This is a genomic window from gamma proteobacterium symbiont of Scutellera amethystina, assembly GCF_059730845.1.
Genome location: NZ_AP035935.1, coordinates 1,051,341 through 1,072,836, shown reverse-complemented (window position 1 = coordinate 1,072,836; position 21,496 = coordinate 1,051,341). Strand labels below are relative to the sequence as shown.

Sequence of the window (21,496 nt, the reverse complement as noted above, 5' to 3'; positions counted from 1 at the left end):
AAATCGGCAACCGGCGCAAAAGCGTTTACAATCATGCCAATCCCGAGAGCAGGAGCGAATGATGAGCCAACGTGGACTGGAAGCGCTGTTACGACCGAAATCAATTGCGGTGCTGGGTGCGTCGGTAAAACCGGGCCGCGCTGGCTATCTGATGATGCGCAACCTGCTGGCGGGCGGCTTTGGCGGTCCGGTGTTGCCGGTCACGCCCAAATACAAGGCGGTCAGCGGCGTGCTGGCCTGGCCGGACGTAGCCAGCCTGCCCTTCGCCCCCGACCTGGCGATTATCTGCACCCACGCCAGACGCAATCTGGAACTGTTACAGCAGCTGGGAGAAAAAGGCTGTAAAGCCTGCATTATTCTATCCGCGCCGGCCAGCCAGCTGGAGGCGCTGAAAGCCTGTGCCAGCCAGTGGCAGATGCGCCTGCTGGGCCCCAACAGTCTGGGCCTGTTAGCCCCCTGGCAGGGGCTGAATGCCAGCTTCTCACCGGTACCGATTGCGAAAGGACGTATCGCCTTTATTTCGCAATCGGCGGCGGTTTCCAACACCATTCTCGACTGGGCGCAACAGCGCAACCTGGGCTTTTCGTGGTTTATCGCACTGGGCGATAGCCTGGATATTGATGTCGACGACCTGCTGGATTTTCTTGCACGCGATGGCAAAACCAGCGCCATTTTGCTCTACCTGGAACATCTGAGCGATGCCCGGCGCTTCGTTTCTGCCTCGCGTAGCGCAGCGCGTAATAAACCCATTCTGGTGATCAAAAGCGGTCGCAGCCATCAGGCACAGGCGATGATCGGCACCGCCAGCGGGCTGGATGCCGCCTGGGATGCCGCCATTCAGCGCGCCGGTCTGCTGCGCGTGCAGGACACGCATGAGCTGTTTTCCGCCGTGGAATCGCTCAGCCATATGCGCCCGCTGCGCGGTGAGCGCCTGATGATTATCAGCAACGGCGCCGCCCCGGCAGCGCTGGCGCTGGATGAACTCTATGCGCGTAACGGCAAGCTGGCGACGCTGGATGAGCCCACGCTGCAGGCGCTGGCGGCCCTGCTGCCGGAGGGCATCGGGCGCGGTAATCCGCTGGATTTGAAAGATCATGCAACGCCCGCGCTGTACGTGGCCTGCGTAACACAGCTGCTCGACAGCCATGAACTGGATGCGCTGATGATCATCCATTCACCCAGCGCCGTCTCTCCGGCCAGTGAAACCGCTGCGCAGATTATTGCGGCGGTGGCCGCGCATCCGCGGGGTAAGCAGGTGACGCTGCTGACCAACTGGTGCGGCGAACACTCTTCGCAGGAAGCCCGCCGCGCATTCACCCAGGCCGGCATTCCGACCTGGCGCACGCCAGAAGGCACAGTGACGGCATTTATGCACCAGGTTGAGTATCGGCGTAACCAGAAACAGCTACGCGAAACGCCAGCGCTGCCGCTGGGCCTGACGCAAAACAGCGCCGAGGCACATCAGCTGCTGCAACAGGCACTGGATAGCGGCATTACCACGCTGGATACGCACGAGGTGCAGCCCATACTGCAGGCTTACGGGCTGGCGACGCTGCCAACCTGGATCACCAGCGACAGCCAGTCTGCCGCTAAGATTGCCGACCAGATTGGTTATCCGGTGGCGCTCAAGCTGCGCTCGCCGGATATTGCACATAAGTCGGATGTACAGGGCGTGATGCTCTATCTGCGCAGCGCGGCAGAAGTTGAACAGGCAGCAGATGCCATCTTCGATCGCGTGCGTGAAACGCATCCGCAGGCGCGCATTGACGGTCTGCTGGTGCAAAGTATGGCGAACCGCGCCGGTGCACAGGAGTTGCGGGTGGTGGTTGAGCATGACCCGCTGTTTGGCCCAATCATCATGCTGGGCGAAGGCGGTGTGGAGTGGCAGCCTGACAAGCAGGCCGCCGTGGCGTTGCCGCCGCTGAATATGACACTGGCGCGTTATCTGGTGATCCAGGCACTGAAGAGCGGCAAAGTGCGCAGCCGCAGTGCACTGCGACCGCTGGACATCACCGGTCTGAGTCAGCTGCTGGTGCAGGTATCAAACCTGGTGGTGGACTGTCCGGAGATTCAGCGGCTGGATATTCATCCGCTGCTGGCATCCGCCAATACCTTTACCCTGCTGGACGTGACGCTGCAGCTGGCTCCGTTTCATGGCGACAGTGAGGCGCGGCTGGCGATTCGTCCCTATCCGCACCATCTGGAAGAGCAGGTGCAGCTTAAAGATGGCCAGCGCTGCCTGTTTCGGCCGATTCTGCCGGAGGATGAACCGCAGCTACGTGCCTTCATCGCCCAGGTCACCAAAGAAGACCTTTACTATCGCTACTTCAGTGAGATCAATGAGTTTACCCACGACGATTTGGCGAACATGACGCAGATCGATTACGACCGGGAGATGGCGATTGTCGCAGTACGCCAGCATAACGGTGCCGATGAGATTATCGGCGTGACGCGCGCGATCTCCGATGCTGACAATATCGACGCAGAATTTTCGGTATTGGTGCGTTCCGACCTGAAGGGTTTGGGCATGGGCCGGCGGCTGCTGGAAAAGATGATCCGCTATACGCGCGATCATGGCCTGCAACAATTGAACGGTATCACCATGCCGCACAATACCGGCATGATTACCCTGGCGCGAAAACTCAATTTTCGTGTGAATATTCAACTGGATGATGGCATTGTCAGCCTGAATTTACCGCTGGCTGACACCGGCGGCCTGGCTGTAGAGAAAGGTAAAAATCCTCCTTAACCGGCCGGTTGATGTTATTATTTACCGTTAGGATCATGATTTGATGGCAAAAGGCCATACAATGAACAGAGAAGAAGTGCACTGTGATGTTGTCTAAATTCAAACGCAATAAACACCAACAACACCTCGCACAGCTGCCTAAACTGTCACAGTCCGTGTCGGATGTGACCACGCTTTACTCGCCCGCCGAGTTTCGTGAAACCCTGCTGACGAAAATCGCCACGGCAGAAAAACGTATCTGCATCGCCGCCCTGTATCTGGAAAATGATGACGGCGGACGCAGCATCATGCAGGCGCTGTATGCAGCGCGTCAGGCGCGCCCGGAACTGGATGTCAGCATTCTGGTGGACTGGCATCGTGCGCAGCGCGGCCGTATCGGTGCCGCGCGCGGCCTGACGAACGCCGACTGGTATTGCGAAATGGCGGCGCAGCATCCCGATATCGCGATTCCGGTGTATGGCATTCCGGTGAATACCCGTGAAGCGCTTGGTGTGCTGCATCTGAAAGGCTTTATCATTGACGATACGCTGCTCTACAGCGGTGCCAGCCTGAACGATGTTTATCTGCATCAGCATGACAAATACCGTTATGACCGTTATCAGCTGATCCGTAATCCGCAGCTGGCGGACACCATGTTTCAGTGGATTGGCGAGAATCTCAAACATTCTGAGGCCGTTAACCGTCTCGACCAGGCCGAACGTCCCTCCAGCCCGGAAATCAAGAATGAAACCCGCCAGTTTCGTCAGGAGCTGCGCAGCTTCAACTATCAGTTTACCGGTGATGCCGGCAACGAATCACTGGCCGTCACGCCGCTGGTCGGGCTGGGTAAACGTAGCCTGCTGAATAAAACCATCTTCCATTTAATGCCCTGCGCCGAGCGTAAGCTCACGCTGTGCACGCCGTACTTTAACCTGCCAGCCATTCTGGTGCGCAATCTGATCCAGCTGCTGCGTCAGGGCAAAGAGGTCGAGATCATCGTCGGCGATAAAACCGCCAACGATTTCTACATTCCGCCACACGAGCCGTTCAAGATTATCGGTGCGCTGCCCTATCTGTATGAAATCAACCTGCGTCGCTTCCTCAGCCGGTTGCAGTATTACGTCAATAACGGCCAGCTGACGGTACGTTTGTGGAAAGATGGCGACAACAGCTATCACCTGAAAGGCATCTGGGTTGATGACGAGTGGATGATGATCACCGGTAATAACCTCAATCCGCGCGCCTGGCGACTCGACCTGGAAAATGCGGTGCTGATTCACGATCCGCTCAACCAGCTGGCAGAGCAGCGCGATAAGGAACTGGCGCTGATCCGTCAGCACACCACGGTGGTGAAACATTTCCGCGAGCTGGAGAGCATCTCTGATTATCCGGCAAAGGTGCGTAAGCTGATTCGCCGTCTGCGTCGCATCCGTATCGATCGCCTTATTAGCCGTCTGCTGTAGCCGATGCGTGCGCTCATCCTCTGTGCGGTATTACTGTGTAGCGGATGTGCGCATGTGGCGCAGGACAACTGGACCGGCCAGGATAAGGCGCAACACTTTTTCTCCTCTGCCGCCCTGGCTGCCGCCGGCAGTGAGATCGCTCAGCATCAACATCAGAGCCGCGGGCAAAATCTGCGCTTCGGCCTGCTCTTTTCGCTAAGCTTCGGCGTGGCCAAAGAAGCCTGGGACAGCCGCCCTGCCGGGAGCGGCTGGAGCTGGAAAGATCTCAGCTGGGATGTCGCCGGTGCGGCCAGCGGCATTGCCCTGTGGAACCTGAGCCAGTAATCACAGCGCAATCCCCTTGCCTTTGCGGTGCAGCATCAGCGATACCAGAAATGCCAGCGCACCCATTGCCGAGACATACCAGAAGAAGGTGGTTTCGATGCCGTGCTTCTTCAGCAACAGCGCCACGTATTCGGCCGAACCGCCAAAGATAGCGTTAGCTACCGCATAGGAAAGCCCCACGCCCAGTGCACGCACTTCCGGCGGGAACATCTCCGCTTTAAGGATGCCACTGATGGCGGTGTAGAAACTGGTAATAATCAGCGCCAGCATCACCAGCACGAACGCCAGCCCGCTACTTTGCACATTCTGCAGCAACATCAAAATCGGCACGGTACAGATAGCTGCGCCAGCGCCAAAGATCATCATTGATGCCCGCCGGCCAATCTTATCTGACAGCGCGCCCACAATTGGCTGAATCAGCATGAATACCAGCAGCGCGCCGGTCATCAACGCACTGGCGCTGCGCGCATCCATACCCGCCGTGTTCACCAGATATTTTTGCATGTAGGTTGTGAAGGTATAGAAGCTTAGCGATCCGCCAGCGGTAAAGCCAAGCACCATCAGGAAGGCACGTGAGTGGTTACGCAGCAGGCCCAAAATACTGCCGGCATCGCGATGTTCCCGGTGCTTTTTCTCGGAGGTTTCATTCAGTGAGCGACGCAACCACAGAGCGACCACTGCCAGAACCGCGCCAAGAAAGAACGGGATACGCCAGCCCCAGCTGCGCAGCGCTTCATCACTGAGGATTTGTTGCAGTACCACGACTGTCAGCACGGCTAACAGCTGACCGCCAATCAGGGTGACGTACTGGAACGACGCGTAGAAGCCTTTGTGCCCTTCCAGTGCCACCTCACTCATGTAGGTAGCGCTGGTACCATATTCACCGCCCACCGATAAGCCCTGAAACATGCGCGCCAGCAGCAAAATCACCGGCGCCGCAATGCCGATTTCGCCGTAGCCGGGTAAACAGGCGATGACCAGCGAACCAAAACACATCATGCATACCGAGATCAGCATCGAACTTTTTCGGCCGTGACGGTCCGCGATGTAGCCGAATAGCCAGCCACCGATAGGACGCATTAAGAAGCCCGCCGCAAACACGCCGGCCGTTTGCAGCAGCTGGGTAGTGGTGTCGCCGGCCGGGAAAAATACATGGGCAAAATAGAGCGAAAAGAACGAGTAGACGTAAAAATCAAACCATTCGACCAGATTGCCGGACGACGCGCCGACAATGGCCCAGATGCGTTGTTTACTGACGGCTGCCGCTTCCGGCTGGGCCGATTTTTGTTGTAAGTCGGTCATCTTTTACCTCATTTCCTTGCGAAGAACATCGCTAAAGCAATGAGTAAAGCATCTGAGAGCAGCGCGGGGGAATCAGAGCCCGTTCAGGATGACAAAATGTGACAGAGCTGGAGTTTTAGGGAGAGATTTTGCAAGGGGTGAAGTGGATTTGGCGATCGCCAGACGTAAAAAAGCCCCGGACTCTCGTTCGGGGCTTTTTTACTTATTTGATGCCTGGCAGTTCCCTACTCTCGCATGGGGAGGCCCCACACTACCATCGGCGCTACGGCGTTTCACTTCTGAGTTCGGCATGGGGTCAGGTGGGACCACCGCGCTGTTGCCGCCAGGCAAATTCTGTTTTCGTCCGCGTCTTTCGCGCTCTGACTGCGTTGCCCCGCTCGCGCCGCTCAGTCACATACTCGTGTATGCTCCTTCACGTCGTCTCGCGTGCCGCCTTGTCACAGCACAAAATCCACTGGACGTAATCCGGTGAACAAAGCTGAAAATTCTTCTTCGGTCTCTCAGACCAAAACGCCTCTGGCGTTGTAAGGTTAAGCCTCACGGGTCATTAGTACCGGTTAGCTCAACGCATCGCTGCGCTTACACACCCGGCCTATCAACGTCGTCGTCTTCAACGTCCCTTCAGGACCCTTAAAGGGTCAGGGAGAACTCATCTCGGGGCAAGTTTCGTGCTTAGATGCTTTCAGCACTTATCTCTTCCGCACTTAGCTACCGGGCAGTGCCATTGGCATGACAACCCGAACACCAGCGGTGCGTTCACTCCGGTCCTCTCGTACTAGGAGCAACCCCCCTCAATTCTCCAGCGCCCACGGCAGATAGGGACCGAACTGTCTCACGACGTTCTAAACCCAGCTCGCGTACCACTTTAAACGGCGAACAGCCGTACCCTTGGGACCTACTTCAGCCCCAGGATGTGATGAGCCGACATCGAGGTGCCAAACACCGCCGTCGATATGAACTCTTGGGCGGTATCAGCCTGTTATCCCCGGAGTACCTTTTATCCGTTGAGCGATGGCCCTTCCATTCAGAACCACCGGATCACTATGACCTGCTTTCGCACCTGCTCGAGCCGTCACTCTCGCAGTCAAGCTGGCTTATGCCATTGCACTAACCTCCTGATGTCCGACCAGGATTAGCCAACCTTCGTGCTCCTCCGTTACGCTTTGGGAGGAGACCGCCCCAGTCAAACTACCCACCAGACACTGTCCGCAGCCCGGATTACGGGCCTACGTTAGAACATCAAACATTAAAGGGTGGTATTTCAAGGTTGGCTCCACGCAGACTGGCGTCCACGCTTCAAAGCCTCCCACCTATCCTACACATCAAGGCTCAATGTTCAGTGTCAAGCTATAGTAAAGGTTCACGGGGTCTTTCCGTCTTGCCGCGGGTACACTGCATCTTCACAGCGATTTCAATTTCACTGAGTCTCGGGTGGAGACAGCCTGGCCATCATTACGCCATTCGTGCAGGTCGGAACTTACCCGACAAGGAATTTCGCTACCTTAGGACCGTTATAGTTACGGCCGCCGTTTACCGGGGCTTCGATCAAGAGCTTCTCCTTGCGGATAACCCCATCAATTAACCTTCCGGCACCGGGCAGGCGTCACACCGTATACGTCCACTTTCGTGTTTGCACAGTGCTGTGTTTTTAATAAACAGTTGCAGCCAGCTGGTATCTTCGACTGGCCTCGGCTCCGGGAGCAAGTCCCTTCACCTACGCGCCAGCGTGCCTTCTCCCGAAGTTACGGCACCATTTTGCCTAGTTCCTTCACCCGAGTTCTCTCAAGCGCCTTGGTATTCTCTACCTGACCACCTGTGTCGGTTTGGGGTACGATTTCGTGTTACCTGGAGCTTAGAGGCTTTTCCTGGAAGCAGGGCATCAGTTACTTCACCGCCGTAGCGGCTCGTCATCACGCCTCAGTGTTAAAGAAGACCGGATTTGCCTGGTCTTCACACCTGCACGCTTAAACCGGGACAACCGTCGCCCGGATAACCTAGCCTTCTCCGTCCCCCCTTCGCAGTAACACCAAGTACAGGAATATTAACCTGTTTCCCATCGACTACGCTTTTCAGCCTCGCCTTAGGGGTCGACTCACCCTGCCCCGATTAACGTTGGACAGGAACCCTTGGTCTTCCGGCGAGCGGGCTTTTCACCCGCTTTATCGTTACTTATGTCAGCATTCGCACTTCTGATACCTCCAGCATGCCTCACAGCACACCTTCAGCGGCTTACAGAACGCTCCCCTACCCAACAACACATAGTGTCGCTGCCGCAGCTTCGGTGCATGGTTTAGCCCCGTTACATCTTCCGCGCAGGCCGACTCGACCAGTGAGCTATTACGCTTTCTTTAAATGATGGCTGCTTCTAAGCCAACATCCTGGCTGTCTGTGCCTTCCCACATCGTTTCCCACTTAACCATGACTTTGGGACCTTAGCTGGCGGTCTGGGTTGTTTCCCTCTTCACGACGGACGTTAGCACCCGCCGTGTGTCTCCCGTGATAACATTCTCCGGTATTCGCAGTTTGCATCGGGTTGGTAAGCCGGGATGGCCCCCTAGCCGAAACAGTGCTCTACCCCCGGAGATGAGTTCACGAGGCGCTACCTAAATAGCTTTCGGGGAGAACCAGCTATCTCCCGGTTTGATTGGCCTTTCACCCCCAGCCACAAGTCATCCGCTAATTTTTCAACATTAGTCGGTTCGGTCCTCCAGTTAGTGTTACCCAACCTTCAACCTGCCCATGGCTAGATCACCGGGTTTCGGGTCTATACCCTGCAACTTAACGCCCAATTAAGACTCGGTTTCCCTTCGGCTCCCCTATGCGGTTAACCTTGCTACAGAATATAAGTCGCTGACCCATTATACAAAAGGTACGCAGTCACACCCGAAGGTGCTCCCACTGCTTGTACGTACACGGTTTCAGGTTCTGTTTCACTCCCCTCGCCGGGGTTCTTTTCGCCTTTCCCTCACGGTACTGGTTCACTATCGGTCAGTCAGGAGTATTTAGCCTTGGAGGATGGTCCCCCCATGTTCAGACAGGATACCACGTGTCCCGCCCTACTCGTCGGACTCACAACCTGTGCATCTTCGTGTACGGGGCTGTCACCCGGTATCGCGCGACTTTCCAGACGCTTCCACTGATGCACAAGCTGATTCAGGTCCTGGGCTGCTCCCCGTTCGCTCGCCGCTACTGGGGGAATCTCGGTTGATTTCTTTTCCTCGGGGTACTTAGATGTTTCAGTTCCCCCGGTTCGCCTCGTTTGACTATGTATTCATCAAACGATGATGCACAGAGTGCACCGGGTTTCCCCATTCGGACATCGACGGCTGTAGCGGTTCATATCACCTTACCGTCGCTTTTCGCAGATTAGCACGTCCTTCATCGCCTCTGACTGCCAGGGCATCCACCGTGTACGCTTAGTCGCTTAACCTCACAACCCACAGGCGTTTTGCAACGCTGCGGACTGCAAGCATTTGAGAGACTCGAACGCATCGCCATTTCATTCTTATTACGGAGAATGAACGCGACGCGTCGTTTCAAATTTTCAGCTTGTTCCGGATTGTTAAAGAGCAAATACTTCGCAGCACACCGTCGCCGGTATACTCTGAAGTAAGTTTCAGTACTGTAATGGTGGAGCTAAGCGGGATCGAACCGCTGACCTCCTGCGTGCAAGGCAGGCGCTCTCCCAGCTGAGCTATAGCCCCATACAGTCACTGCAGAGACCATCTACATCCACTCACCAGGAGTCACGTTTCTCACACGGGAAATGTGATTTCGTCTCAGGCAAGGCATGTTTTCGCGAAGCATAGTGAACTATGCGAGCCGGAAACATAACGCAGCATGAGAAGAAATCTGGTAGGCCTGAGTGGACTTGAACCACCGACCTCACCCTTATCAGGGGTGCGCTCTAACCACCTGAGCTACAAGCCTGTAGAGGTTTTTTCTGCTCGTTACTTTTCTATCAGACAATCTGTGTGAGCACTTCGCGGGAAAGTATCTTCAGGTAAGGAGGTGATCCAACCGCAGGTTCCCCTACGGTTACCTTGTTACGACTTCACCCCAGTCATGAATCACAAAGTGGTAAGCGCCCTCCCGAAGGTTAAGCTACCTACTTCTTTTGCAACCCACTCCCATGGTGTGACGGGCGGTGTGTACAAGGCCCGGGAACGTATTCACCGTAGCATTCTGATCTACGATTACTAGCGATTCCGACTTCATGGAGTCGAGTTGCAGACTCCAATCCGGACTACGACGCACTTTATGAGGTCCGCTTGCTCTCGCGAGGTCGCTTCTCTTTGTATGCGCCATTGTAGCACGTGTGTAGCCCTGGCCGTAAGGGCCATGATGACTTGACGTCATCCCCACCTTCCTCCGGTTTATCACCGGCAGTCTCCTTTGAGTTCCCGGCCGAGCCGCTGGCAACAAAGGATAAGGGTTGCGCTCGTTGCGGGACTTAACCCAACATTTCACAACACGAGCTGACGACAGCCATGCAGCACCTGTCTCAGAGTTCCCGAAGGCACCAAAGCATCTCTGCTAAGTTCTCTGGATGTCAAGGCCAGGTAAGGTTCTTCGCGTTGCATCGAATTAAACCACATGCTCCACCGCTTGTGCGGGCCCCCGTCAATTCATTTGAGTTTTAACCTTGCGGCCGTACTCCCCAGGCGGTCGACTTAACGCGTTAGCTCCGGAAGCCACGCCTCAAGGGCACAACCTCCAAGTCGACATCGTTTACGGCGTGGACTACCAGGGTATCTAATCCTGTTTGCTCCCCACGCTTTCGCACCTGAGCGTCAGTCTTCGTCCAGGGGGCCGCCTTCGCCACCGGTATTCCTCCAGATCTCTACGCATTTCACCGCTACACCTGGAATTCTACCCCCCTCTACGAGACTCAAGCCTGCCAGTTTCAAATGCAGTTCCCAGGTTAAGCCCGGGGATTTCACATCTGACTTAACAGACCGCCTGCGTGCGCTTTACGCCCAGTAATTCCGATTAACGCTTGCACCCTCCGTATTACCGCGGCTGCTGGCACGGAGTTAGCCGGTGCTTCTTCTGCGGGTAACGTCAATCGGCAAGGTTATTAACCTCACCGCCTTCCTCCCCGCTGAAAGTACTTTACAACCCGAAGGCCTTCTTCATACACGCGGCATGGCTGCATCAGGCTTGCGCCCATTGTGCAATATTCCCCACTGCTGCCTCCCGTAGGAGTCTGGACCGTGTCTCAGTTCCAGTGTGGCTGGTCATCCTCTCAGACCAGCTAGGGATCGTCGCCTAGGTGAGCCATTACCCCACCTACTAGCTAATCCCATCTGGGCACATCCGATGGTGTGAGGCCCGAAGGTCCCCCACTTTGGTCTTGCGACGTTATGCGGTATTAGCTACCGTTTCCAGTAGTTATCCCCCTCCATCGGGCAGTTTCCCAGACATTACTCACCCGTCCGCCACTCGCCACCCAAAGAGCAAGCTCTTCTGTGCTGCCGTTCGACTTGCATGTGTTAGGCCTGCCGCCAGCGTTCAATCTGAGCCATGATCAAACTCTTCAATTTAAAGTTTGATTTGCTGCAACGAGTGCAGCGATGCTCTGTGAATTAAACTTCGTAATGAATTACGTGTTCACTCAGCAAAGACTTGATATTTTTTAAAGCCCGTAGGCTTGTGATATCAATCCTGCGAGTGCCCACACAGATTGTCTGATAAATTGTTAAAGAGCGGTGCGACGCGGCGTTCGGCCTGCTGTCGCGAGGTGGCGTATATTACGCTTTCCTCCTTCAGAGTCAAACACTTTTTTCAGCGTTTTTCTCCGGCGGGGTGAATCACTTCACGCCCTGCTGAGCCGTCTGCGTTGCCGCTTTGCCGTCTCAGTGGTGGCGCATTATAGGGACTTCGTTTCGCCTGACAAGCGCTAATTTGCAGTTTTTGCGCGACCGCTCACTTTCCAGGCAACACGTTGCAAAAACCAGCTAATTCTTGCGAAACAGCATAAAAAAACGGGCCCTGAGGCCCGTTTTTGTCACGTTGCGTTATTGATGTGCGACGATGGCATCGTCCTGCACATCCATTTCGATGGTTTTTCCCGGAACCAGCGCGCCAGACAAAATCTTCTGCGCCAGCGGGTTTTCAATCTGCTGCTGAATAGCCCGTTTCAATGGCCGCGCGCCGTAAACCGGATCGTAACCATTTTCGCCCAGCAGTTTCAGCGCCGCGTCGGAAATGTGCAGCTGATAACCGCGCTCTTCCAGACGCTGATACAGCCGCTGCAGCTGAATCTGCGCAATCGAGGCAATATGTTTTTCACCCAGCGGATGGAATACCACCACCTCATCAATACGGTTGATAAACTCTGGACGGAAATGGTGTCCGACGACCGTCATCACCACATCTTTCATTTCCGCGTAATCAAGCGCGCCGAAACGTTCCTGAATCAGATCCGAACCGAGGTTAGATGTCATAATCACCACGGTATTGCGGAAGTCCACGGTGCGCCCCTGACCATCGGTCAGACGCCCATCATCCAGCACCTGCAGCAGAATGTTGAACACATCCGGATGCGCTTTTTCCACCTCATCCAGCAAAATCACCGAGTAAGGGCGACGACGCACCGCCTCTGTCAGGTAACCGCCCTCTTCATAACCAACGTAGCCTGGAGGTGCCCCGACCAGACGCGACACCGAATGTTTCTCCATGAATTCCGACATGTCGATACGCACCATCGCGTCATCGCTATCGAACAGGAAATTAGCCAGCGCCTTGCACAACTCGGTTTTACCGACACCGGTCGGTCCAAGGAACAGGAACGATCCGATCGGCCGGTTCGGGTCAGACAAACCGGCGCGGCTACGGCGAATGGCGTTCGATACCGCTTCAACCGCTTCGTCCTGGCCGATAACCCGGGCATGCAGCTCCTGCTCCATCCGCAACAGTTTATCGCGCTCGCCTTCCATCATGCGGGCCACCGGAATACCGGTCCAGCGCGCCAGCACATCGGCGATCTCGACATCCGTTACGCGGTTGCGTAACAGCTTCATGGTTTTACCTTCAGCCTGCGTGGCGCTTGCCAGCTGTTTTTCCAGCTCCGGAATTTTGCCGTACTGCAGTTCCGACATCTGGCCAAGGTCACCCACACGCCGTGCCTGCTCCATAGCCAGACGCGCCTGCTCCAGCTCGGCTTTGATGTTTTGCGTACCGGTCAGCGAGGCTTTTTCCGCTTTCCACTCTTCTTCGAGCTCAGCATATTCGCGCTCTTTCTGATCCAGCTCGCTTTCCAGCATCTCCAGACGCTTAACGCTGGCGTCATCCGATTCTTTCTTCAGCGCCTGCTGCTCCAGTTTGAGCTGGATGATGCGCCGTTCGAGACGATCGAGCGGTTCCGGCTTGGAGTCAATCTGCAAACGAATACTCGACGCCGCTTCATCAATCAGGTCGATGGCTTTATCCGGCAACTGGCGATCGGCAATATAGCGGTGCGACAACGTTGCCGCAGCCACAATCGCCGGATCGGTAATTTGCACATGGTGATGCAGCTCATAACGCTCTTTCAGGCCACGCAGAATGGCGATGGTGTCTTCCACGCTCGGTTCGGCGACGAACACTTTCTGGAAGCGGCGCTCCAGCGCGGCATCTTTCTCAATGTACTGGCGATATTCATCCAGCGTGGTGGCACCCACGCAGTGCAGTTCACCGCGCGCCAGCGCCGGCTTCAGCATGTTGCCGGCATCCATCGCGCCGTCGGCTTTACCGGCGCCGACCATGGTATGCAGCTCATCGATAAACAGAATGACGTTGCCTTCCTGCTTGGCGAGGTCGTTCAGTACGCCTTTCAGGCGCTCTTCAAACTCGCCGCGATATTTCGCGCCGGCCACCAGCGCGCCCATATCCAGCGCCAGTACGCGCCGGCCTTTCAGCCCTTCCGGCACTTCGCCGTTAATGATGCGCTGTGCCAGCCCTTCAACGATGGCGGTTTTACCGACGCCCGGCTCACCGATGAGCACCGGGTTGTTTTTGGTACGACGCTGCAATACCTGAATGGTGCGGCGAATCTCTTCGTCACGCCCGATAACCGGATCTAACTTGCCGAGCTCAGCGCGCTCCGTCAGATCGATGGTGTATTTTTTCAAAGCCTGGCGCTGATCTTCAGCCCCCTGATCGTTCACGTTTTCCCCTCCCCGCAGTTGCTCGATGGCCTTAGCGAGTTTGTCCGCCGTGGCACCGGCAGACTTCAGTAAATCCGCCAGCGAGCCGCGCGATTCGAGGGCCGCCAGAACAAATAATTCAGATGAAATAAAGTTGTCGCCGCGCTTTTGCGCCAGCTTGTCACACAGATTCAGTACCCGGACCAAATCCGCTGATGGCTGAACGTCGCCGTCGGTCCCTTCGACCTGCGGCAAACGATTGATGGCTTGTTCAATGCTGGTACGCAGGTTAGCGACATCCGCTCCCGCCGCGCTGAGCAGCGGACGTACCGATCCACCCTCCTGGTTGAGCAGCGCGCTCATCAGGTGCAGGGGTTCGATGAATTGATTATCGTGTCCCAGAGCAAGGGACTGTGCATCGGCCAGGGCCAACTGGAATTTGTTGGTAAGACGATCCAGACGCATGATTCCTCCCATTACAGGTCAAAATGCTACTGGAGATTAAATGAGGTCATCCCTCAAATTTTCAAGGTTAATGACCTGAGTTGTGAGCAAAAAATACGCTTACTGGATCGTCTTGCGGCGTAAGGTTATCTCAGCCAAATCAAAGTTGCCATACGCCCGGTGATTCCGTCGCGTCGGAAGGAGAAAAAATCGGCGCTTTCCTGATAGGTGCAGCGCGCATCAGCCGTGACAGATCGCACGCCAGCGGCCTGCAGACGCTGGGTTGCCAGCAGCCAGATATCGGCAAAATATTTCTCGCCGGCCGGGCGAAAAGCCGCATCGGCAGCGGCATCCTGCGCCAGGAACGCACTGCGCACCTCGGCCCCCACTTCAAATGCCTGCGGACCAATCGCCGGACCGAGCCAGGCATGAATCTCGCTCGCCGGGCAGTGAAACTGTGCCAGCGTCTGCTCCAGCACCCCATGACACAACCCGCGCCAGCCGGCATGTGCCGCGGCAACTTCGCTGCCATCATGGCTGCAAAACAGCACCGGCAGACAGTCGGCGGTCATCACTGCACACACCACGCCGCTTTCCCGCGTTATCGCCGCATCGGCTCGCGGCAGGGACGCAGCCGCCGGCAGACGCGCCACCGTCTGGCCGTGTACCTGCTCCAGCCACTGCGGCATCGCCGGTAGCGCCAGTTGCCCGACCACGCGCTGACGATTGTGCATCACGCAATCCGCCTCGTCCCCGACGTGCGCGCCAAGGTTGAGGGAATCCCATGGCGCAGTGCTAACGCCGCCGTGCCGCGTGGTCGAATAAGCCTGCACGCGCGCCGGCGCTGGCCACTGCGGCACGATCCAGTCACTCATAGCCAGTCCAGCTGATCGCGGAACTCGTCGGTATCGGCTTTCAGTGCCTCAATCAGATCAACCATGTCCTGCGGCAATGGCGCGTGCCACTCCATCTCAATCCCGGTGATCGGATGATAAAGACGCAGCATAGTGGCGTGCAGCGCCTGGCGGTCAAAACCGCGCAGCGTACTGATAAAAGCCTCAGAAGCGCCCTTTGGCGGACGCGGACGACCACCGTACAGCGGATCGCCCACCAGCGGATGATTAATGTGCGCCATGTGCACGCGAATCTGGTGAGTACGGCCGGTTTCCAGGCGCAGGCGTAAGCGCGTATGGGCGCGGAAATGCTCCATGATGCGATAGTGCGTGGTGGCCGGTTTACCCATCGGATGCACCGCCATGTGGGTACGCTTGGTAGAGTGACGCGCCATCGGCTCATTCACCGTACCGCCGGCGGTCATGGTGCCAATCGCCACCGCTTCATATTCACGGGTGATTTCACGCAGCTGCAGCGTTTCAACCAGATGCGTCTGCGCCGGTACCGTTTTGGCCACCACCATTAGTCCGGTGGTGTCTTTATCCAGACGGTGCACGATGCCGGCGCGCGGCACGTCGGCAATCGCCGGATAGTGATAAAGCAGCGCATTCAGTACCGTGCCGTCCGGATTACCGGCGCCAGGGTGGACCACTAAGTCGCGCGGTTTGTTGATCACCAGGATGTGGTCATCTTCATAAACAATATCCAGCGGAATATTTTGCGCTTCCCAGCGCTGCTCCTCTTCGATCTCGGCATCAATCGCCACCCGCTCACCGCCGAGTACTTTCTCTTTCGGTTTATCGATGATGGTGCCGTTGACGCTGACCCGACGCTCAAGGATCCACTCTTTTATGCGGGAACGTGAATAATCAGGGAACAATTCCGCCAAAGTCTGATCTAAGCGTTGTCCAAGCTGTGCTTCGGACACCGTTGCGGTGAGTTGAACTTGTTGTGCCATATACAGCTTCTTCGTTAACGTTGGGTTTTCACGGCGATGCCGTTTAATATAATGTGCTATCGTACTGGTCATTACCGGGAGCTATACGGACAGCTTCCGCCATAACACTTTGAGGATAATCATTTCGTCATGACGCGTATGAAACATCTGGTGGCTGCTGCCACACTGAGCCTGAGCCTGGCACTGGTGGGCTGTTCCGGCTCATCGGACCCGGTCCCGGACAGCCCGCCGTCTGAAATTTACGCCACAGCGCAGCAAAAGCTGCAGGACGGTAACTTTAAAGCGGCGATTAAGCAACTGGAAGCGCTGGATAACCGTTATCCGTTTGGTCCTTACTCGCAGCAAGTGCAGCTGGATTTGATCTACGCGTACTACAAAAATGCCGATCTGCCACTGGCGCAAGCCGCCATTTCCCGCTTTATGCGCCTGAACCCGACGCACCCTAACATTGATTACGTGATCTATATGAAGGGCCTGACGGACATGGCACTGGATGATTCCGCGCTGCAGGGCTTCTTCGGGATCGATCGTTCCGACCGCGATCCTACCCATGCGCGTGATGCATTCCGTGACTTCTCTCAGCTACTGCGCGGCTATCCGAACAGCCAGTACGCGGCAGATGCGCAGAAACGTCTGACGTTCCTGAAAGATCGCCTGGCGAAGTATGAGCTCTCCGTGGCGCAATTCTATACCAAGCGCGGTGCCTATGTCGCCGTTGTTAATCGGGTTGAAGGTATGATGCGCGATTATCCGGACACCCAGGCCACGCGTGACGCGCTGCCGTTGATGGAAAATGCCTATCGCCAGCTGCAGCTGACGACGGAAGCCGACAAAGTCGCGAAAATCATTGCGGCGAATAGCGCGTCCTGATTTTCGTGCCATTAAAAAAGCAGCCGCTGTGGCTGCTTTTTTTTGGTCAGAAAACCGTCTGCAACGGGTTTTTCCGCTACGGTTAACTCATCAATCTTGCCCCTGTCCCCGCTGTGCATCAAGCTTTTTTCGCCCTTTTCCCGGCCTTTCTCACAATTCGCTGGCATTGACAAAAAGTGACATTCCAATGTGATCCAGATCACACATTTTCCTGATTTGCGCGGTATGCTGGTCCTACCCAGACGGAAATGACAGAGAGGTTTAACTATGATTCTGAACATTACCAGCAAACAAATGGAAATCACTGCGGCAATCCGCAACCATGTCGAAGACCGTCTCGCCAAGCTGGAAAAATGGCAAACCCACCTGATAAATCCGCACATTGTGTTATCGAAAGAGCCGAAAGAATTTGTGGCCGATGCCACCATTAACACGCCAAACGGCACGCTGGTCGCCAGCGCGAAACACGATGATATGTATACGGCCATCAATGACTTGATCGCCAAGCTGGAGCGCCAGCTAAATAAAGCACAGCACAAGCCTGAAGCACGGCGCGCCACCAGCAGTGTTAAAGATTTCACCCCTGCCGGGTAATTTATCGCTTTTCAGCAACGCGCCTGCGGGCGCGTTTTTTATTGACAGCTTTTAAGCTGTGCGGTTACTCTCAGTTCACTTTATTGCCGGAATTGATCATGAAACTACTGCCGTTCTTCTTCGCATTCTTTTTTACCTTCCCCTGATTGGGAGGCGATTCGTCGTGTGAAAATGAATGCGAAGACGAACAACAAAGCCTCCCAACCGGGAGGCTTTTTTATTGGACATTTTACAGGTGAGCCCTATGAATCCCGAGAATCCGCTGCTGGCGTTACGCGATAAGATCAGCGCTGTCGATGCCAGGCTGTTAACGCTGCTGGCTGAACGGCGCGCGCTGGCCGTTGAGGTAGCGCAGGCCAAGCTGGCCACCCATCGCCCGATTCGTGACGTCGAGCGCGAACGCGCCCTGCTGGAAAATCTCATCGCGCTGGGTAAAAAACATCAGCTGGATGCGCACTACATCACGCGCCTGTTCCAGTTAGTGATTGAGGATTCGGTGCTGACCCAGCAGGCGCTGCTGCAGAAAAACCTGAATCATCCACATGCGCACGCGCCGCGCATCGCCTTCCTCGGCCCAAAAGGCTCCTATTCGCACCTTGCCGCCCGTAAATACGCCACGCGCCACTTCGATTCGATGGTGGAAATGGGGTGTCTGAAATTCCACGACATCATTCAGCAGGTTGAAAGCGGTCAGGCGGATTACGCGGTGATGCCGATTGAAAACACCAGTTCCGGCTCGATCAATGACGTATATGATTTGCTGCAGCAAACGTCGCTGTCGATCGTCGGCGAGCTGACGATTCCTATCGAACACTGCGTGCTGGTTAGCGGTAATACCGATTTGCAGCAGATTGAAACCGTGTATAGCCATCCGCAGCCGTTCCAGCAGTGCAGCCAGTTCATCAACCGCTTCCCGCAGTGGAAAATCGAATACACCGAAAGTACGGCGGCGGCGATGGAAAAAGTAGCCGCGATGAACTCGCCGCACGTGGCCGCGCTGGGCAGCGAAGCCGGCGGTGAGCTGTATGGTCTGCAGGTGCTGGAGCGCAACCTGGCGAATCAGCAGCAGAACCATACCCGCTTCATTGTGCTCGCGCGTAAACCGATTGAAGTCTCCAGCCAGGTGCCGGCCAAAACCACGCTGATTATGGCGACGGGCCAGCAGGCCGGCGCGCTGGTTGAAGCACTGCTGGTGTTGCGTAATCACAATCTGATCATGAGCAAGCTGGAAAACCGGCCAATCAACGGTAACCCGTGGGAAGAGATGTTTTACATTGATGTGCAGGGCAATCTGCAGTCGGAGAATATGCAGCAGGCGCTGGAAGAACTGCGTGCGCTCACGCGTTCACTGAAGGTGCTGGGCTGCTATCCCGGTGAGAACGTGGTACCGGTAGAACCGCGTCTGTAAAACAAAAAGGCATCCTCGCGGATGCCTTAATCATTACTGGCGACTGTCGTTGGCGGAGCGCAGCATGCTGCGGCTCTCGACAAGGAAGCGTTTCGCGTAGTCACCAAACCAGTGTTCCACACGCTCAAAGCTGTTGATGAACGCCTGTTTATCGCCCTGCTCCAGCAGCGTGATGGCTTCACCAAAACGCTGATAGTAGCGTTTAATCAGCGCCAGATTACTTTCCGACGACATGATAATGTCGGCGTACAGCTGCGGGTCCTGCGCAAACAGCCGTCCTACCATCGCCAGTTCGAGGCGATAGATAGGCGAGGACAGCGCCAGCAGTTGATCCAGATTGACGTTCTCTTCCGCCAGATGCAAACCGTAAGCAAACGTGGCGAAGTGGCGCAGCGCCTGAATGAACGCCATGTTCTGATCGTGCTCAACCGCACTGATGCGGTGTAAGCGCGCGCCCCACACCTGAATCTGTTCCAGGAACCACTGATAGGCTTCCGGCTGACGGCCATCGCACCATACCACCACCTGCTTCGCCAGGCTGCCGCTGTCCGGACCGAACATCGGATGCAGTCCCAGTACCGGGCCGCTGTGCGCCGCCAGCATCGCCTGCAGCGGACGGTTCTTCACCGACGCCAGATCCACCAGAATGCAGTCATCAGGCAGCGCTGGCAGATCGGCAATGATCTGTTCGGTCAGGTGGATCGGCACGCTGATGATCACCATGCCCGCATCGTGCAGCAGTTCATCCGCGCGCGGCCAGTCATCTTTATCAAGAATACGCACCTGATAGCCGGAGAGCGTCAGCATCTTCTCGAACAGACGTCCCATCTGACCGCCGCCGCCGACAATCACCACCGGACGCAGTTCAGGACACAGCGTTTTGAAGCCTTTGTCATTTTCATGCGCATAGGATTCACGCATCAGACGACGCAGTACATCTTCGATCAGGTCCGGCGACACGCCGAGCGCTTCCGCTTCCTGACGACGCGACGCCAGCATACTGGCCTCGCGCTCAGGCACATAAATCGGTAAACCGTAGCGGCTTTTGACTTCGCCGACTTCGGCCACCAGCGCCAGTCGTTTCGCCAGCAGCCCCAGCAGGGCTTTATCTACTTCATCAATTTGATCGCGCAGCGCGGTCAGTTCAGCCACCATGACTCATTACACCTCGTGTGACAGACGCGCCGACAGCACTCCCTGCAGATCCCGATGGATTTCACGCAGCAAAGTTTCAGTGGTTTCCCAGTTGATGCAGGCATCAGTGACGGAAACCCCGTACTTCATCTCGCTACGCGGTTGCTCAGAAGACTGGTTGCCTTCGTGAATATTACTTTCCAGCATCAGGCCAATGATGGAGCGGTTTCCATCTTTAATCTGCGCGATAGCCGATTCGGCTACGCCAGGCTGACGGCGATAGTCTTTGTTAGAATTGCCATGGCTGCAATCTATCATTAAGGCCGGACGCAGTCCCGCTTTCAGCATCTCTTTTTCACACTGCGCGACATCTTCCGGGCCGTAGTTTGGCGCTTTGCCACCGCGCAGAATCACGTGACCATCCGGGTTGCCCTGAGTTTGCAGCAGGCACACCTGACCGGCCTGGTTAATGCCGACGAAGCGGTGCGGCATCGCAGCGGCGCGCATGGCGTTGATTGCGGTGCCGAGGCTGCCATCGGTGCCGTTTTTAAAGCCTACCGGCATCGACAGGCCAGACGCCATTTCACGGTGCGTCTGCGATTCTGTGGTACGCGCCCCAATCGCCGACCAGCTAAACAGATCGCCGAGGTATTGCGGGCTATTGGGGTCGAGTGCTTCGGTGGCCAGCGGCAGGCCCATCTCCACAAGATTGACCAGCAGCTGACGCGCAATGTGCAGGCCGGCTTCCATATCAAACGAGTTGTTCATGTAAGGATCGTTGATTAACCCTTTCCAGCCGACGGTGGTACGGGGTTTTTCAAAATAGACGCGCATAACGATATACAGCTGATCCTTCAACTGTGCTGAGAGTGTTTGTAACTGACGAGCGTAATCCAGTGCGGCTTCGGTATCGTGAATCGAGCAGGGACCGCACACCACCAGCAGACGCGGATCGCGACCCGCGATGATATCCGCGATGGTCTGGCGGGAAGCGGCAATTTGCGCTTCCTGCGCCGCAGTCAGCGGGAACTTCGCTTTCAGTTCCTGTGGCGTGATTAAAATCTGTTCGTCGGCGATATGCACATTGTTCAGCGCGTCTTTTTGCATGATGGCGATCCTTTTTCACTCGTTATGCGGTTTTACGATCCTCACTGAGGATGACGCTTACTTTACCACAGCATGTAAATCATGCAATCCATGCATGTACACTTTTATTACCACTCTCTTTTAAACTACAAAATAAAAGTT

The 21,496-nt window shown here is 55.9% G+C and carries 14 protein-coding genes, 2 tRNA genes, 3 rRNA genes and 1 other annotated feature; of the genes, 7 read left to right on the top strand and 12 right to left on the bottom strand.

What is annotated here, in order from left to right; genetic code table 11:
• The first annotated feature begins 61 nt into the window (after positions 1-61).
• From AC6I79_RS04840 to AC6I79_RS04830, 3 genes are all read left to right on the top strand, one after another.
• Entirely contained in the window at positions 62-2,749 is a 2,688-nt protein-coding gene (locus tag AC6I79_RS04840; RefSeq protein WP_394521733.1) for a bifunctional acetate--CoA ligase family protein/GNAT family N-acetyltransferase, read from the top strand.
• A gap of 83 nt (positions 2,750-2,832) precedes the next feature.
• Positions 2,833-4,191, top strand: coding sequence for a CDP-diacylglycerol--serine O-phosphatidyltransferase (gene pssA, locus AC6I79_RS04835; RefSeq protein ID WP_176428114.1), 1,359 nt, complete (start codon positions 2,833-2,835; stop codon positions 4,189-4,191).
• 3 nt (positions 4,192-4,194) lie between these two features.
• Positions 4,195-4,515, top strand: a complete 321-nt coding sequence (locus AC6I79_RS04830; protein ID WP_211725402.1) for a YfiM family lipoprotein — start codon at positions 4,195-4,197, stop codon at positions 4,513-4,515.
• Here AC6I79_RS04830 and AC6I79_RS04825 read toward each other — a convergent pair whose 3' ends face one another.
• From AC6I79_RS04825 to rluD, 9 genes are all read right to left on the bottom strand, one after another.
• Positions 4,516-5,817 (bottom strand): MFS family transporter, encoded by a 1,302-nt coding sequence (locus tag AC6I79_RS04825; protein ID WP_211725403.1) that lies wholly within the window; start codon positions 5,815-5,817, stop codon positions 4,516-4,518.
• Between the two features lie 211 nt (positions 5,818-6,028).
• Positions 6,029-6,144: ribosomal RNA gene (rrf, locus tag AC6I79_RS04820) — 5S ribosomal RNA — on the bottom strand.
• A 199-nt stretch (positions 6,145-6,343) separates the two neighbouring features.
• Positions 6,344-9,247, bottom strand: a 23S ribosomal RNA gene (locus AC6I79_RS04815).
• 198 nt (positions 9,248-9,445) lie between these two features.
• A tRNA-Ala gene (locus AC6I79_RS04810) sits at positions 9,446-9,521 on the bottom strand.
• A 149-nt stretch (positions 9,522-9,670) separates the two neighbouring features.
• Positions 9,671-9,747 (bottom strand) — tRNA-Ile (locus AC6I79_RS04805).
• A 74-nt stretch (positions 9,748-9,821) separates the two neighbouring features.
• Positions 9,822-11,363, bottom strand: a 16S ribosomal RNA gene (locus AC6I79_RS04800).
• The 16S, 23S and 5S rRNA genes sit together here with 2 tRNA genes alongside, the layout of an rRNA operon.
• A 474-nt stretch (positions 11,364-11,837) precedes the next feature.
• On the bottom strand, positions 11,838-14,411 hold the full coding sequence (gene clpB, locus AC6I79_RS04795; RefSeq protein ID WP_021507314.1) for an ATP-dependent chaperone ClpB: 2,574 nt from the start codon (positions 14,409-14,411) through the stop codon (positions 11,838-11,840).
• 125 nt (positions 14,412-14,536) lie between these two features.
• Positions 14,537-15,265, bottom strand: coding sequence for a purine nucleoside phosphorylase YfiH (gene yfiH / locus AC6I79_RS04790; RefSeq protein ID WP_021507315.1), 729 nt, complete (start codon positions 15,263-15,265; stop codon positions 14,537-14,539).
• Positions 15,262-16,242 carry a 23S rRNA pseudouridine(1911/1915/1917) synthase RluD gene (gene rluD / locus AC6I79_RS04785; protein WP_021507316.1) on the bottom strand — a complete coding sequence of 327 codons (981 nt, stop codon included), beginning with the start codon at positions 16,240-16,242 and terminating at the stop codon, positions 15,262-15,264. The genes yfiH and rluD overlap by 4 nt, the downstream gene beginning before the upstream one ends.
• A gap of 129 nt (positions 16,243-16,371) precedes the next feature.
• On the opposite strand from rluD, the gene bamD reads away from it, so the two are divergent.
• Complete coding sequence (bamD, locus tag AC6I79_RS04780; RefSeq protein WP_058759616.1) at positions 16,372-17,112, top strand: outer membrane protein assembly factor BamD; 741 nt, start codon at positions 16,372-16,374, stop codon at positions 17,110-17,112.
• 11 nt (positions 17,113-17,123) lie between these two features.
• Here bamD and AC6I79_RS04775 read toward each other — a convergent pair whose 3' ends face one another.
• A complete protein-coding gene (locus tag AC6I79_RS04775) occupies positions 17,124-17,315 on the bottom strand; it encodes a hypothetical protein (RefSeq protein WP_021507318.1) in 192 nt (63 codons plus the stop codon).
• Positions 17,316-17,379: 64 nt separating this feature from the next.
• Here AC6I79_RS04775 and raiA point away from each other — a divergent pair, with 64 nt between their 5' ends.
• The 3 genes from raiA (at position 17,380) to pheA (ending at position 19,114) form a co-directional block, all read left to right on the top strand.
• Positions 17,380-17,706, top strand: coding sequence for a ribosome-associated translation inhibitor RaiA (gene raiA / locus AC6I79_RS04770; RefSeq protein WP_021507319.1), 327 nt, complete (start codon positions 17,380-17,382; stop codon positions 17,704-17,706).
• A 97-nt stretch (positions 17,707-17,803) separates the two neighbouring features.
• Positions 17,804-17,928: a sequence feature (Phe leader region), on the top strand.
• On the top strand, positions 17,805-17,852 hold the full coding sequence (gene pheL / locus AC6I79_RS04765; RefSeq protein WP_121497579.1) for a pheA operon leader peptide PheL: 48 nt from the start codon (positions 17,805-17,807) through the stop codon (positions 17,850-17,852). (Overlaps the previous feature by 48 nt.)
• A gap of 22 nt (positions 17,929-17,950) precedes the next feature.
• Complete coding sequence (gene pheA / locus AC6I79_RS04760; RefSeq protein WP_021507320.1) at positions 17,951-19,114, top strand: bifunctional chorismate mutase/prephenate dehydratase; 1,164 nt, start codon at positions 17,951-17,953, stop codon at positions 19,112-19,114.
• Between the two features lie 33 nt (positions 19,115-19,147).
• Here pheA and tyrA read toward each other — a convergent pair whose 3' ends face one another.
• A complete protein-coding gene (tyrA, locus tag AC6I79_RS04755) occupies positions 19,148-20,269 on the bottom strand; it encodes a bifunctional chorismate mutase/prephenate dehydrogenase (RefSeq protein WP_021507321.1) in 1,122 nt (373 codons plus the stop codon).
• 6 nt (positions 20,270-20,275) lie between these two features.
• Entirely contained in the window at positions 20,276-21,355 is a 1,080-nt protein-coding gene (locus AC6I79_RS04750; protein ID WP_021507322.1) for a 3-deoxy-7-phosphoheptulonate synthase, read from the bottom strand.
• Positions 21,356-21,496: the final 141 nt, after the last annotated feature.